The sequence below is a fragment of the Variovorax sp. EBFNA2 genome, from assembly GCF_033802765.1.
GTDB classification, from domain to species: Bacteria; Pseudomonadota; Gammaproteobacteria; order Burkholderiales; family Burkholderiaceae_C; genus Variovorax; species Variovorax paradoxus_H.
Genome location: NZ_CP138497.1, coordinates 586,788 through 600,987 on the forward strand (window position 1 = coordinate 586,788; position 14,200 = coordinate 600,987).

At 70.6% G+C, this 14,200-nt stretch carries 15 protein-coding genes; 6 read left to right on the forward strand and 9 right to left on the reverse strand.

Annotated features, from left to right (window positions below; genetic code table 11):
• Positions 1 to 5: 5 nt before the first annotated feature.
• Positions 6 to 1,133 (forward strand): LPD7 domain-containing protein, encoded by a 1,128-nt coding sequence (locus tag RZE79_RS33180; RefSeq protein WP_319361617.1) that lies wholly within the window; start codon positions 6 to 8, stop codon positions 1,131 to 1,133.
• Between the two features lie 96 nt (positions 1,134 to 1,229).
• Entirely contained in the window at positions 1,230 to 1,910 is a 681-nt protein-coding gene (locus tag RZE79_RS33185; RefSeq protein WP_319361619.1) for a TraX family protein, read from the forward strand.
• 29 nt (positions 1,911 to 1,939) lie between these two features.
• Here RZE79_RS33185 and RZE79_RS33190 read toward each other — a convergent pair whose 3' ends face one another.
• Positions 1,940 to 3,418 carry a trypsin-like peptidase domain-containing protein gene (locus RZE79_RS33190; protein ID WP_319361621.1) on the reverse strand — a complete coding sequence of 493 codons (1,479 nt, stop codon included), beginning with the start codon at positions 3,416 to 3,418 and terminating at the stop codon, positions 1,940 to 1,942.
• Between the two features lie 169 nt (positions 3,419 to 3,587).
• Here RZE79_RS33190 and RZE79_RS33195 point away from each other — a divergent pair, with 169 nt between their 5' ends.
• Entirely contained in the window at positions 3,588 to 4,136 is a 549-nt protein-coding gene (locus tag RZE79_RS33195; RefSeq protein WP_319361623.1) for a flavodoxin, read from the forward strand.
• A gap of 154 nt (positions 4,137 to 4,290) precedes the next feature.
• On the opposite strand, the gene RZE79_RS33200 is transcribed toward RZE79_RS33195, so the two are convergent.
• A complete protein-coding gene (locus tag RZE79_RS33200) occupies positions 4,291 to 5,061 on the reverse strand; it encodes a PRC-barrel domain-containing protein (RefSeq protein WP_319361625.1) in 771 nt (256 codons plus the stop codon).
• 56 nt (positions 5,062 to 5,117) lie between these two features.
• Positions 5,118 to 6,155 (reverse strand): zinc-dependent alcohol dehydrogenase family protein, encoded by a 1,038-nt coding sequence (locus tag RZE79_RS33205; protein WP_319361627.1) that lies wholly within the window; start codon positions 6,153 to 6,155, stop codon positions 5,118 to 5,120.
• Positions 6,156 to 6,527: 372 nt separating this feature from the next.
• Here RZE79_RS33205 and RZE79_RS33210 point away from each other — a divergent pair, with 372 nt between their 5' ends.
• Together RZE79_RS33210 and RZE79_RS33215 are read left to right on the forward strand one after the other, a co-directional pair.
• A complete protein-coding gene (locus RZE79_RS33210) occupies positions 6,528 to 6,839 on the forward strand; it encodes a heavy-metal-associated domain-containing protein (protein ID WP_319361629.1) in 312 nt (103 codons plus the stop codon).
• A 14-nt stretch (positions 6,840 to 6,853) separates the two neighbouring features.
• Positions 6,854 to 7,102 (forward strand): DUF2933 domain-containing protein, encoded by a 249-nt coding sequence (locus tag RZE79_RS33215; RefSeq protein ID WP_319361630.1) that lies wholly within the window; start codon positions 6,854 to 6,856, stop codon positions 7,100 to 7,102.
• Between the two features lie 446 nt (positions 7,103 to 7,548).
• Here the strand turns inward: RZE79_RS33215 and RZE79_RS33220 are convergent, their stop codons facing one another.
• Entirely contained in the window at positions 7,549 to 7,905 is a 357-nt protein-coding gene (locus RZE79_RS33220; protein ID WP_319361632.1) for a response regulator, read from the reverse strand.
• A 74-nt stretch (positions 7,906 to 7,979) separates the two neighbouring features.
• Between RZE79_RS33220 and RZE79_RS33225 the strand changes: the two genes are divergently transcribed.
• Complete coding sequence (locus RZE79_RS33225; RefSeq protein ID WP_319361634.1) at positions 7,980 to 9,107, forward strand: sensor histidine kinase; 1,128 nt, start codon at positions 7,980 to 7,982, stop codon at positions 9,105 to 9,107.
• A 637-nt stretch (positions 9,108 to 9,744) separates the two neighbouring features.
• Here RZE79_RS33225 and RZE79_RS33230 read toward each other — a convergent pair.
• From RZE79_RS33230 to RZE79_RS33250, 5 genes are read right to left on the reverse strand one after another with little or no spacing between them, the layout of a single operon-like run.
• Positions 9,745 to 10,554: a c-type cytochrome gene (locus RZE79_RS33230; protein WP_319361636.1), complete on the reverse strand. Its 810-nt coding sequence runs from the start codon at positions 10,552 to 10,554 to the stop codon at positions 9,745 to 9,747.
• Positions 10,554 to 12,176 (reverse strand): cbb3-type cytochrome c oxidase subunit I, encoded by a 1,623-nt coding sequence (locus RZE79_RS33235; protein WP_319361638.1) that lies wholly within the window; start codon positions 12,174 to 12,176, stop codon positions 10,554 to 10,556. Before RZE79_RS33235 ends, RZE79_RS33230 begins: the two co-directional genes overlap by 1 nt.
• Positions 12,163 to 12,732 (reverse strand): cytochrome C oxidase subunit II, encoded by a 570-nt coding sequence (locus tag RZE79_RS33240; RefSeq protein WP_319361640.1) that lies wholly within the window; start codon positions 12,730 to 12,732, stop codon positions 12,163 to 12,165. The genes RZE79_RS33235 and RZE79_RS33240 overlap by 14 nt, the downstream gene beginning before the upstream one ends.
• The gene (locus RZE79_RS33245; RefSeq protein WP_319361641.1) at positions 12,729 to 12,911 is read right to left on the reverse strand and encodes a hypothetical protein; all 183 of its coding nucleotides are present in this window, start codon (positions 12,909 to 12,911) and stop codon (positions 12,729 to 12,731) included. Before RZE79_RS33245 ends, RZE79_RS33240 begins: the two co-directional genes overlap by 4 nt.
• A gap of 12 nt (positions 12,912 to 12,923) precedes the next feature.
• Positions 12,924 to 14,153 carry a cytochrome c gene (locus tag RZE79_RS33250; RefSeq protein WP_373696606.1) on the reverse strand — a complete coding sequence of 410 codons (1,230 nt, stop codon included), beginning with the start codon at positions 14,151 to 14,153 and terminating at the stop codon, positions 12,924 to 12,926.
• Between the last annotated feature and the right edge of the window lie 47 nt (positions 14,154 to 14,200).

Consider the following 14,200-nt stretch of genomic DNA (forward strand, 5'->3'; position numbering starts at 1 on the left):
CCCGCATGACCCCTTCAGACATCGATCCCGCCGATGCGTCCGCCGGGGACGCCGTGCGCGAGCAGCCGCCGCGGCCCGGGCACGCCGCGAACCGGCTCGTGCCCGAGGCGGTGGCCGCGCGCTTCCTGCGCATCGGCGAGCGGTACTTCCTGCCGGACCGCAGCCTGGCCTTCGTCGACGGCGGCACGCGCCTGCAGGTGCTCACGCACAACCTCGACGTGGTGCACGGCGTGGTCGCGATCATGCAGGCGCGCGGCTGGCGGCAGGTGCAGGTGACGGGCGCGCCGGCGTTCCGGCAGCTGCTGTGGCGCGAGGCGACGCTGCAGGGCATCGAGGTGCACGGCCACCGGCCCGGCGCGCTCGAACTGCAGCAGCTCGAGCGCGCGAAGGCGCGCAGCCGGACGGCCGCGCACCCTCCAGCACCGGATCCGGTGGGCGCCGAGGTTGCCGCTTCCGCCCCCGGTGCTGGTCCGGGGCCCGCGGGGGACGGGCCGGCGCGCGGTGGCGGGCGGGCGCCGGTGCGCGGCATCCTGCTGGCCCATGCCGCCGCCCCGTACCGCTTCGATCCCGCGCAGCGCCTGTCCTACTACGCGCGCGTGCGCACCGCGGCCGGCGAGCGGACGCTCTGGGGCGCGGATCTCGAGCGGGCGATCGCCGAGTCGCGCTCGGGCGTGCAGGTGGGCGACGAGGTGGTGGTGCGGCCGCGCGGGGCGCGGCCCGTCGCGGTGCGCGTCGCGCAGCGCAACGAGGCGGGCGAACGGGTCGGCGAACGGAAGGTGGTGGTCTCGCGCACGGCCTGGACGGTGGAGACGGCGCGCCATCTCGAGGCCCTCCAGCGCAAGGCCGAGATGGTGCGCGGCGGGCACCTGCCCGCGGGCGCGCTGCTGGCCCGCGACCCGGAGCTGGCGAGCGCGGTCGCGGGCCTGCGGCTGGCCGCGCAGTTCGCGCAGCGCGTGGCGCCGCGCGCCGACGACCAGGCGCGGATCGTCGACGCGATCCGTGAGGGCCTCGCCCGTGCGCTGGCAGAAGGCGACCGGATCCGGCTGCCGGCGTTCAGGTCCCGCGAGCGCGGCGCGCCTGAGCGCGGCCGCCCTCCCCGTGCCATCGACGGTCCCGCGCCGGCGCGCGCCTGAAGGCGGCCGACCATGAGAGCCGGGTCCCGTCCGACGCCTTCGCGGTCCGGTGCCGCCCGCGCGGATCGTCGTTCACCGGACCACGCCGGACCCGCCGTGCCCGGGGCGCCGCCGCCGGCCGGTACCGATGGCCTCATCGTCGCGGGCGGCACGCTCGAGGCGCTCAAATGGTTGGCCGCGGTCCTGATGGCGCTGGACCACGTCAACCGTTCGCTGCTCGGCGGCGCGCATGCCTTCCTGTACGACCTCGGCAGGCTCGCGATGCCGGTCTTCGGCTTCGTGCTCATGCACCACCTCGCGCGCCCCGGCGCATGTGCGGCGGGCGTGCACCGCCGGGTCATGGGGCGGCTCCTGGGCGTGGGCCTCCTGAGCACGCCGGTGTATGCGGCGCTGGCCGGCGCGTGGCCGTTGAACGTGCTGTTCATGCTGCTGCTGTCGACCGCGGTCGTGTGGCTGATCGAGCGGCGGCGCCACGGCCTTGCGGCGCTGGCCTTTGTCGCGGGCGGCCCGACGGTGGAATTCTGGTGGTTCGGCGTGCTCGCCTGCCTCGGCGCATGGCACTGCTGCCGCCGGCCCGCGGCGGGCCGGCTGGCGCTGTGGGCCCTGGCACTGGCTTCACTCTGGCTCGTGAACCGGAACCTGGCCGCGCTCGCGGCCTTGCCGCTGGTCTGGTGCGCGGCCCGGATCGAGCTGCCGGTGGTGCGGTGCCGATGGTTCTTCTACGGCTTCTACCCCGCCCACCTGGCGCTGATCTGGGCGTGGCAGCGCCTGGCCTGAGCGGGACCGAAGGTCGTCACCGCCCAGGCTCAGGGCCTCAGCGCTGCGCGCCTGGACGCGCGCGGCGGGATCGCGACATAGCCCCGGGTCGCGCCGCGCACGATCAGCAGCGCGACCGTGTCGCTTTCCGGAATGGACTGGATGGCGGCATCGAACTGCGCGAGGCTGGCCACGTTCACGTCGTTGACCGCGAGCAGCGCGTCGCCATAGCGCAGCCCCGCCCGCTGGGCCGAGCCCGAGGCCGCTTCCACGTAGAGCCCGGGGTCGAGCAGGCTCACGCCCAGCACGCCCTTGCGTTCCCCGAGTTCGAGCCCGAACCGCACCTCGCGCGTTTCGGCGCGCGCGACGGGCTTCGGGGCGAGGTCCGGCGCGCTCTGGGCCACGCCGACCTCGACCGTGAGCGGCGCCCGGCGGCGCCAGACGCGCAGGGTCAGCCGGGCGCCCTGGCCGGCGCTGTTCACATGCTCCTGGATCTCGGCATAGGGCATCGCCGCGGCCGAGGCGCCGACGGCCAGCACCACGTCGCCGCTGCGAAGCCCCGCCGCCTCGGCCGGGCTGTCCGCGTCGACGCGCACGATCAGGGCGCCCAGGGCGGCGTCGAGGCCGAATGCGGGCGCCAGTTCCGCGGTCAGCGGCTGCGTGCGCGCGCCGATGTGGCTGCGCGTCACGCGTCCCGTGGCGCGCAGCTCGTCGGCCACGCGCATTGCCGTGTCGATCGGAAGGCTGAACGAGATGCCGAAGTAGCCGCCGGTGGCGGAATAGATCATCGAGTTCATGCCGACCACCTTGCCCTGCTCGTCGAACAGCGGACCGCCCGAGTTGCCGGGATTGAGCGCGACGTCGGTCTGGATCAGCGGCACGCCGGTGCCGCCCGGCATGTAGCGCGGATTGGCGCTCACCACCCCGGCGGTCACGCTGCGCTCGAAGCCGAAGGGCGCGCCCATCGCGGCGACCCATGCGCCCGGGCAGAGTTCGCTGCTGCGGCCCACGGTCACGACCGGCAGGTCGGACGCCGCGATGCGCAGCAGCGCCACGTCGGTGCGGCGGTCGATGCCCACCACCTCGGCGTCGAAGCGGCGCTGGTCCGCGGTGGCGACGGCGATCGACTGCGCGCCGTTCACCACATGCGCGCTGGTCAGGATGTAGCCGTCGCGATGGAAGATGAATCCCGACGCGACGCCGCGGTCCATGCCCTGCGCCCATCGGGCGGAAGGCGGCATGCCGCCCGCACCGGCCCCGTCGTTTCCGGACCCTGCGACGGTGATGCTCACCACCGCGGACGCCTGCCGCGCGGCCGCGGCCACGAAGTCGGCGCCCTGCGACACCGACGGCGCGCGCTCCAGGCACGCGCGCGTCTGCGACCAGGCGCTCATGGCGCCGCCGAGCGCGAGCGCGCAGACGGCTGCCGTGAACGCATGTTCCGCTCTCGTGCGCGCCCTGCGGACAAGCGGGCGGGACGGCATTCGACGGGTGCGATGGCTGCCGCTGGCGGCAGGCGGGACGGTCATGGGAACTCCTTCGGCGGACGCGCCGCGATGTCCGGATGCTCGCCCCGCCGCGCGCGACGCCGCTTGCGCCACATCAAGAAATCCGGCGACGCGATGCGCGCCGGCACGGCATCGGTCCCTGTTGACGCGGCGCAAGGCCGCGGCGCCTCGTGCGGCCTACATTGACGCCATGAACGAAGCAGAGGCGCTCGTGAACAAGGTCCTGGTGATCGTGTATTCCTACACCGGCACTTCTCGCCGCGTCGCAGAGCTCCTGCGCGCGCAGCACGGCTGGCCCGTCGCGCACATCCATGACGCGCGCCCGCGCAGCGGCGTGCTCGGGGGTTGGCGCTGCGTCCTCGACGCGATGCTCCGGCGCCACCCCGAGATCGGCTACGACGGCCCGCCGCCGAGCGACTACGATGCCGTGGTGCTGGTGTCGCCGATCTGGCTGCTGCAGCTGGCCGGCCCGATGCGAAGCTTCGTCGCCCGTCAGCACCGCCGGCTGCGCAAGGTCGCGGTGCTCTCGGTGATGGGCGGCGAAGGGGAACCGGATGCGGCGGCCGAGATCGGCGAGCTGCTGGGCCGCGCCCCGGTCCTGAGCGCCGCGGTCACCAGGCGCGAGGTCAACAACGGGCGCTGCGCGCAGCGGCTGCAGGCCTTCGGCGACGCCCTCGGCGGGGGCGAGAATCAGCGTGCCGCCGTGCATCCGGCCGCACTGTCGCCGCAATCGATCTGAAGACCGGTGCGGCGTCGCGGCATACCTGCCGTCTTCTGCTGCGCCTGCATCGAAGTGGCCGCAGCTGCGCGCCGCCGCAGGTCGATCCGACGAAAGCGCGCTAGCCGCTGCGGACGCTCGTCAGGCCGCGCATCGATGCGCGCCTGGTTCCGGTTCAGTCCGGCGCGCGGCGCATGGCGCTGCGCAGGCGTGCCGAGGCCCGTCCGATCTCGGCCTCCACCGCCTGCCACTGTGACGGGCCTGCGATGTCCATCTCGTCGACCTTGTCCTCGACGGCCTGCTGGCTTTGACGCAGCGCGGCGATCTGCCGGTCGGCGCGCGCCCTGGCCTCGCCGCTGCTCTGCGCGGACCGGCGCTCGGCCATGGCGATGGCCTGCCGCGACTTGTCGACGTCCTGCTGGGCGCGCTCGACGATCGCACTCTGCGTGCGGGTGACCGGCGCATGCACGAAGGCGGGCGCCGCGGCCAGGGCCTGGCGGTCGGCCTCGGGCAGCAGCAGGCGCGCGCCGCGCACCCGCAGCTGCGCCGCCGGAACGGCGACCAAGCGCTGCGACACGCCGATGGCGCCGCCTCCCGTGTCAAGGATCAGGTAGGTCAGGCGCTTGTCGGTGCCCACGATCAGGTCGAGCGCCCTGCCGAGCCTGGCGCCCGACGCGTTGTAGACAGGCCGCCCGAGGATGCTCTGCTTCGCGCTCCAGCCCGGGACCACCTGCTCGGGGTCCGCCGCAGCGCTGCCCGGCCGCATCGCGCCGGCCACCTGGGCGCCGGCGGGGCCGGCACCCGCGAGTGCAAGCCCCATGCTCAGGGCCGCGATGCAGCGCTGCACGCATGCCCGCCTTCCGGGCGTGCGGTGGACCTGTTCGCCAAGGTGTTGCGCGAGCGCCCGCGTGGCATCGGGCCGGACGACGGCGTGGAAAGGTGGCATGGACGAGTCCGTTCAGAAAATCGGAAAGAAAGGAGGAAGGCGAGAGGCGTCGGATGCTACGTTTCGATGATCACCTTGAGTGCCTGCGTCTCGGCCGCGCGCGCAAAGGTGTCGTAGGCGTCCATGACCTGCGCGAGCTTGAACCGGTGCGTGATCAGCCGGGCCGGGTCCACCTTGCCGGACTGCACGGTCTTGAGCAGCATCGGCGTCGACACGGTGTCCACCAGCCGCGTCGTGATCGCAATGTTCTGCGACCACAGGCGCTCCAGATGCAGCTCGGCCGGGTGGCCGTGGACGCCGATGTTCGCGATGGTGCCGCCGGGCGCCACGATGTCCTGGCACAGGACGAAGGTCGCGGGAATGCCCACGGCCTCGATCGATACGTCGACGCCGCGGCCGCCGGTGAGCGCGCGCACGGCCTCGGCGGCCCTGCCGTCGCTGCTGTTGACCGTGTGCGTCGCACCGAAGCGGCGCGCGATCTCCAGCCGCCCCTCGTCGAGATCGACGACGATGATCTGCGACGGCGAATAGAACTGGGCCGTGAGCAGCGTGGCCAGCCCGATGGGCCCGGCGCCCACGATGGCCACCGTGCTGCCGGGCGCCACCTTGCCGTTGAGCACGCCGCATTCGAAGCCCGTGGGCAGGATGTCGCTGAGCATCACGAGCGCGTCCTCGTCCGCGCCCTCCGGGATCGGGTAGAGGCTGGTGTCCGCGTGCGGGATGCGCACGTACTCGGCCTGGGTGCCATCGATCGTGTTCCCGAGCATCCAGCCGCCGGTCGCGCAGTGCGAATACATGCCGCGGCGGCAGAACTCGCACTTGCCGCACGACGAGATGCACGAGATCAGCACATGGTCGCCGGGATGGAACGCGGTCACGCCGGCGCCCGCGCTTTCGACCACCCCCACGCCCTCGTGCCCGAGAATGCGCCCCGGCGTGCAGGTGGGCACATCGCCCTTGAGGATGTGCAGGTCGGTGCCGCAGATGGTGGTCTTGAGGACCCGGACGATGGCGTCGCCCGGCGCCTGGAGCTGCGGCCGTGGATGGTCTTCGAGCGATTTGAGGCCGGGGCCGCGGTAGACGAGTGCTTTCATGGGGTGAGGTTAGGCGCCCGTGCGCGCCTGGCGCTTGCGGTAGCGCAAGATCCCCGCGCGCCACACACACCACGGCCGCTGCTGCCCTTGGGGCCGGCGACTGCCGGCCGGCGCAGCCATCGCCTGCGCCCGACGTCGAGCATGCGCTCGATCCTCGCGACCAGCGTTCCGCGGACTGCCGCAAGGCCCCAGCCTCTCGGGCTTGAGCCCTCGACGCTGCGGGCGCGGAAGTTCCGACGTTGGCCCCTGCCGGCCCGGCCGCCCCATGTGCGCCGAAGGGCCTTCCGGGCGCCTGGGACTGTCGAGAAGCACTTGACCTTTCCATCATGGCAAGGCTCACAGTTGAGCTCATCCCAAGAAAGGAGCCTTCAGATGATCAGCTTCCAGATTTCCGAGATGCGCTGCGGCCATTGCGCCAGTGCGATCGGGGCCGCCATCGGCTCGGTGGACAAGGGCGCCCGCGTGGAGGTCAGCCTCCGCGACAGGCGGGTACGCGTCTCCAGCCGCGCAACGCAGGCCGAACTGGTCGGCGCCATCGCCACCGCCGGCCACACGGCCAAGGCGGTCGAAGCGGGCCTGCCGCGGGCGCAGAAGCCCGCCGGCGGATGTTGCTGCGGCCGCGCAGAGTCGGCCGTTGATCTTCGTCCAACCGGGTCCCCGCCCCGCGGTCCATGCTGCGGCTAACACAGGAGTCCTTCATGGAACAGCCGCACGCCGCCCCGTCCTTCCGGAAGACGCCGTTCGGCATCGCCGCGGCTTTGCTCGCGGTTGCTGTCAGCGCGTACCTCTATCTCGCCCACAAGGACCACCTGCTGGCGCTGCTGCCCTTCGCGCTGCTGGCGGCCTGCCCGCTGATGCACCTGTTCATGCACAGGGACCACAGCAGACACGGGGACCACTCGCAGCACCGAGGCGGGGAGGACCGTGATGACACCCGCTCCGGCTAAGGCTGCGGCGCTCGCCTCCGCACCCGCACCCGGCGCGATGGCGCACTGGCCGGCGGCGAGGGCTTCGCCGTTCGCTGCCAGGCTCCGCGAATGGCTGCGTGGATCCGCATCGACGACGTGTGGGTGTGCCCCGGCCGATCGACATGCGAGCCGGTGCGACGCGCGCCACCCTGCGCCCCCCGTGGTGCATGCCGAGCAACGGAAGGAGCTCGGAGCGAAGCCGCTGCAGTGGCCCTTCAGCTCGTCAATGACTTTGCCGAGCAGCGGCGCCTGCGCGAGGCCACCTTCATGGCCGCCAAGCTCGATCAACCCGCCCACGAGCCCGCACCGCAGGGGCGTCTGCGCCTTGCCACGAGCGGCGGGAAGCTCGATGCGGCGCAGGCCGGCCTCTGGCCGGGCATCGGCGGCACCCTGAAACACGATCATGCGGTCGATGGACCGCCTGCTCAGGGAAGGGCCCTCAGCACGCCGACGAGGCCGTCCACGTCGGCAGGCTTGCCGAAGTGGTGGTCGAACGCGCCGTTGCCCTGGATTTGGGCGAGCCGCACCACGTTGCCCGACAACGCGATCAGCAGCGGCGCGGCATCCAGATAGGCCGCGCGCAGGGCGAACGCGAGCGCCTCGCCGTCCAGGCCCGGCATTTCCAGGTCGAGAACGGCCGCGTCCGGCCGCTCCCGGATCGCCAGGTCGAGCCCGGCCTGGCCCCCATGGGCCACGCGCACGGCGGCCCGGGGGAAATGAAGCCCGAGCAGCACGCCCAACAGGTCCGCGGCATCGGCTTCGTCGTCGACGATGAGCACCATCGGTTGCGTCATAGGACTCTTGCTTCCTGCTGACTTTGCTGTAAGGTTTTCATACATCCTCTTCGCCCACCGACATGCAACTTGCCACGTTCCTGGAGTCCGCCAGAGCGCCCATCCTCGAGGCGGCCATCGCCTTCGCCCGCACCATTCCGGCATTGCGCGAGATGGACGAGCCGGCGTTGAGGGATCACCTGCCGCAACTGCTGGAAGCGATTTCAGCGGACTTGCGAGGCCCCCAAAGTAGGACGGAGTCGATTGCGAGGTCCCATGGCGAAGCACCGGTGCCGTCGCCGCAGACCTCGGCCCAGACGCATGGGCTGTTGCGGGCGCAACGGGGCATCTCCATTGAGCAGCTTGTGGCTGAATTCCGGGCGCTGCGCTCCTCGATCCTTCGCCTCTGGGGCGACGCACACCCGCCCGGACCCGATGCCATTGATGAGATCACCCGCTTCAACGAAGCGATCGACCAGGCCGTGGCCGAGTCGGTGCAGTTCTATGCACAGGAGCGCGAGCGCTGGCGGCAGATCTTCCTCGGGATCCTCGGGCACGACCTTCGCGGTCCGCTCAATTCGGTCGCGCTGACGGTCGAGCTGATGCGCGCGGAAGCGGTCGCGCCCGCAGCGCAGACGGCGCTGCTCTCTCGCGGCGTGAAGCGCCTGGCATCCCTGCTGGACTCGCTGCTGGAGTACAGCCGGGCCAGCTTCGGCGTCGGCATGGTGCTGCGGCGGGCTCAGGTCGACCTCGCCGCGGCCTGTGCCGAAGAACTGGAACTGCTCCGGGTTGGCCACCCCGGAGCCGAGATTGCCTTCGAGGTGCATGGGGACACCGAAGGGGCCTTCGACGCGTCCCGCTTGCGCGAAGCGCTCGGGAACCTCGTGTCGAACGCGGTCAAGCATGGGGAACCTTCCGGGCAGGCCATGGTGAAGATCGAAGGAGGCGACTCATCCGTTCGCATCTCGGTGGAGAACGCGGGCGAGATCCCCCCGGAAGACATCGAGATGTTGTTCGAGCCGCTGCGCCAGCGCGCCACGCCCTCGGCGCTTTCCGAGCGAACGCATCTGGGTCTGGGGCTGTTCATCGCCAGGCAGATCGCCAGGGCGCACGGCGGGGAGACGGTTGGCGACTGTGCGGCGGGGCGGGTGCGGTTCACCATCGAATTGCCGAGGGCCGATTCGCGAGAGAACGGCGCGGAAACCGCCTGATTGCCGCGCTTCGCGCGGAGTCGTACTGTGCCTCTCACACCGTCATCGCTGCAGTTGTGGAAACAGATGGAGCGCCTCGCCCGTGCGGCTGAGTGGCACTTGCATCTGAAGCTCCTCGCTTACTTCCGCGGCCATGGGCCTGCCCCTGAACCAGGAGACTTCGAGCAGGCAGAGGACGCCAGAGTGCTCGCGAATGAATCTCTTCAGCGATGGCTCCAGGGCCAGGCCGGCCGTGTCAACTGGCTCTGCCGCAACCAACCACGGCCGGATGACGTGCCGCGACCACGATCTCGCACCGCCCGATGAAGAACTCACGAGCGGAGCATGTGAAGCTCGATGGCCGCATGGGCGGCTGCAGAAAGCTTCCTCGCGCAGGAAGTGCGCGTTGCGCCGTGCCAGCGCGCGTGGCCCGATGGCTTCACCGAGTGCCGCCGCCATTCGAGGGCCGGCGTGTCGAGAGTCGCGGACCTTGGCTCTGCATGCCTCGATGAGATCGGCTGTTGTTGGAAAGCACACGACGGCGCGGGGGCGGTCCATGCACACAGGCCGTGCGGGCTGCAGCGGGTGGTTGCAGTCAAGGCCCCAAGAAAGCAGACCGGCTTGCCCCCGCGAGTGGCCGACCGTGCGGCGCCCGAACTCAGTGCCGCTGCCCGGCGCTCGCCTTGCGCGCATAGAACGCCGCCACCTCGGCGATCTCCTGCTCCGACATCGGCCGCGCCATGTTCCGCATCTGGCCCTGGGCGTCGTTGCGGCGGGCGCCGCTCTTGAAGGCCTTCAGCTGCTCGACCAGATAGTCCTTCGGCATGCCCTCGATCCACGGGGCGCCGAGCTTCTGGTCCACGCCCCCGTGGCATGAAATGCAGGGCGCGATGTTGCGAAGCGGGTCGCCCACGCGCACCAGCGCCGGCAGGGACTCGTCGTAGGTGGTCGGTGCCGTGCGCGCCTTCGGCAGGAACGCGTAATAGGCCGCGATGTCTTCGATGTCCTGCTGGGACATGTCGCGCGCCAGCGCCTCCATCAGCGTATGCGAGCGCCGGCCCGCCTTGTAGTCGAGCAGCTGCTTGATGACGACCTCCGGGTACTGCCCCGACAGGTTGGGCGCGTTCGAAGAACTCATGCCCTGGGCGCCGTGGCACATCGTGCAGTTGAGCGCCAGGGTGGCGCCGCGGCCCACCGCGCCGGCGTCCATCGTGCGCACCATGCGCCGCTCGAGCACCACGTCGGTCGATGCGGGCCCGGTCTTCACGTCCTGCGCCCCGGTCCAGCGGGACGGCACGCCGGCCGCCCTGCAGACGGCGTCCCACAGGTTCTGCGCGGTGAAGTCCTTGTGCACCGACGGCAGCCACACGAAGCCGACCAGCAGGGACACCACCGTGAACGCGGCCAGGGACACGATCGTCCAACGAAACCACGCATTGCTCCAGGAGTACACCGCACCGTCGCGCATCACCGGCTCCCGATGGGAATGATGGGCACCGACGCCTCCTCCAGCGCCGCCAGCTGGAAGATCGGGTACCCGTAGTTGATCAGGGTCAGGCCGATCATCATCGCGACCCACAGCGAGAAGCGGTTCAGCAGCGCGGGCGTGTGCGCGGTCGCATGCGTGGTGCGGCTGAAGGCGTACGGCTCGACGGCCGCCGCTTTCCGGCGGTGCGCCGTGGCGAGGATGTAGACCAGCAGGATGCCGGACGCGAGCAGCACGAATCCGCCGATGGCCGAGGCGGTGACGGTCCAGGCCTGCGGCTGGATGTCCGGATGGGTGTAGTCGTAGTAGGCCATCCGCCGGGGCATGCCCAGCAGGCCCACCAGGTGCCAGGGCATCGACAGCACCATCATGCCGACGAACCAGCTCCAGATCTGCCATTTGATGAGCCGCGCGGACAACGGCGCACACCCGGTGAGCTGAGGCCAGAGGTCGTACGCCACCATGAAGTACATCAGGACGATCGCACCCGCGAAGATGAGGTGGAAGTGCCCGGTGACCCACTGCGTGTTGTGCACCGTCTCGTTGAGCTGGTAGCTCATGTTGATGATGCCGCCGGCGCCGCCGAAGCCCAGCATCACGAACGAGAACGTGACGGCCAGCATCCACGGGTTGTCCCAGGGCAGCGCCTTGACCCAGCCGAACGGCCCCCGGCCGCCGCGCAGCCGCCCTGCGATCTCCACCGAGGCGACGATGGTGAAGACCGTGAGTAACGTGGGCACCGACACCATCGCGGTCATGGCCGCGTGCACGAACTTGAAGCCCGCCCCGACCTGCGGGTCGGCGAACAGGTGGTGGATGCCGATCGGCATCGAGAACACCAGGAAGAGCACGAACGCGACGCGGCCCATCGTGTCGCTGTACAGGCGACCGCCGATCGCGCGGGGAACGATGGTGTAGAAGGCGATGTAGGCGGGCATCAGCCAGAAGTAGACGATCGCGTGCAGCGTCCACGAGAAGAAGACCCGCGCCAGGCCCGCGTTGATGGTGTCGGTGAGCCCGAGCGAGGCCGGAAGGATCAGGACCAGGATCTCGACCGCCGCCCCGACCGAGGTCCAGGCCCAGAGGTACGCGCCCGCGACATTGCCGAACATCGCCAGGGGCACCGACTCGCCCGGGTGCTCCTTGCGCCAGGCGCGCAGGTTGATGGACATGAGCGCCACCCAGATCCAGGAGCCGACGACGACGAGCACCACGCCGAGGTAGTAGAACGCGCTGCCGATCATCGGGGGATAGAAGGTGTAGAGCACCGACGCCTTGCCCAGCGCCATCGTCACCGCCGCCATCGCGGTGCCCGCGATGACCAGCCAGAAGCCGGCCCAGGCCCAGCGGACCCCGACGAGCGGCCGCTTGAGCGCGAGCTCGCTGATGGCGTAGCCGAAGCCCATCGCCACGAGCGTGGGCAGGACATAGGCCATGACCGTGCCATGCGCCGTCACCGAGCGGTAGTAGTGCTCGGGGTTGTTGACCCAGGTGGCGAGCGGGCTGCGGATGTACATCTGCCACGCGCCGAGCGCGAGCGCCCCGAGGAACGCGACGAACGCGACGCCGAAGTGGGCGAGGACGAGTTTCCTAGCGTGAAACACAGGTCAGCCTTTCTCCGTCGCGCGCCTTTTCGAGGAACTCCGCGGGCGGCAGCACCTGCACCCGCGCCCACATCGCCTCGTGGCCCGTGCCGCAGTATTCATGGCAGGGCATCAGCTGCTCGCCGGTCTTCGAGAAGCGGGTCGTGAACGTGGCGACGAAGCCCGGGATGAGCATCGTGTTCGCATTGGTCTTGCCGACGATGAAGCCGTGGATCGCGTCCGTGGCCGTCCCCCGGAAGGTCACGGGCATCTCGGCCGGCACGACGATGCACTGCGGCGAGAAGGAGTACTGCTGCGCGATGAGGCGCACGGTCACCTTCCCGTCGGGCCCGAGCGCCGTTCCCAGGTTGCTTTCGACGAACTCGCCTTCCAGGTGGACGGTGTTGACGTCGATGGTCTCCACGCGCGAGGGCGGCATCGCGGCCCAGTGCAGGCCCGTGAACACCATCATCGCCAGCAGCAGCGCGATGATGCCCGCGACGATGAAGGCCCAGCGCCTCTCGGCCGCGGCGGCCGTGGCCTCCGACGCACCTTCGGGGGGCGCCGCGGCGCTCACTGCACGGCCCCCCGCGGCAGGTAGGCAAAGAAGTAGAACGCGAAATAGATGGCCACCACGATGGCAGTCGCCACGCCGGCGACGGCGAAGGCACCGGACGGGCCGCGCCGGACGATTTCGTCGACGCGGCGATCCTCGTCCTCGTCGCCAGGTCGGTCTTGCTCATGCGGCGTGGCCATCGCTGCCTTCTCCTATTCGGGTATCAGCCGGCGCAGTTCGTTGACCTGCGCTGGCGCCACCGGCGTGCCGCTGTTGTCCCAGGCGACGCGGATGTAGGTGACGACGGCGGCTGCCTCTTCGTCGTTGAGGATGTGGTTGAAGGGCGGCATGCCGTAGGGCCTCGGGTTCTTCTTCGTGCCCGGCGCGTAGCCGCCGTTGAGCACCATCCGGATCGAGTTGACCGGCGACGCCATCGTGATGGACTGGTTGCCCGCCAGCGGCGGCAGCCCCGGCGGATACCCCTTGCCTTCCTCGCCGTGGCACATCGCGCACTGCTGCGCATAGGTCCTGCGGCCCAGCTCCATCACGTTGGGCGCCACCAGCCGCGCCTGGCTCGTGGGCGGCGGCTCGGCGTCGCGCTGCGGCAGCGCTTTGAGATAGACCGCCATCGCCTCCACGTCCTCGTCGCTCAGGTACTGCAGGCTGTTGTAGGTCACCTCGGCCATCGGGCCGTAGACGGTGCCGCGGTGCGAGACGCCCGTCTGCAGCAGGTCCTTGATGTCCTGGATGCTCCAGTTGCCCAGGCCCGCCTCGCGGTTCGAAGTCAGGGACGGCGCATACCAGTTCTGGTTCGGGATCATGCCGCCTTCGAAGGCCTTGGACTCGCTCGATCCGCCGAGCGGATTCACCGCCGTGTGGCACATGGCGCAGTGCCCCAGGCCCAGCACCAGGTAGGCGCCCCGGTTCCACTGCGCCGACTGCTTCGGGTCGGGCTTGTACTCGCCCTGGCTGAAATACAGCGCGCGCCAGCCGACCAGCAGCTCGCGCTGGTTGTATGGAAAGCGCAGTTCGTGCGGACGGTTGGGCTGCTTCACCGGCGGCACCGACATCAGGTAGGCGTAGATGGCGTCCGAGTCCTCGCGCGTCACCTTGGTGTACGAGGCGAACGGCATCGCCGGGTACAGCAGCGTGCCGTCGCGCGACACGCCCGTGTGCATCATGCGGTAGAACTCGTCGGGCGTCCACGTGCCGATGCCCGTCTCTTCGTCGGGCGTGATATTGGGCACGTACAGGTTGCCGAAAGGCGTGGGCATCGCGCGGCCGCCCGCGAACTCCTTGCCGCCGGGAGGGGTGTGGCAGGCCACGCAGTCACCCGCGCGCGCGAGGTACTCGCCCTTGTTGATCACCTGGGTCGTGGCGTTGGGTGCCTGGGGGCCCTCGCGCGGGCGAAGCTCGCCGGGCAGCAGGACGTACACGGCCATGACGCCCACGGCCGCCACCGCGACCAGGGCGCCGGTCCATGCCGCAA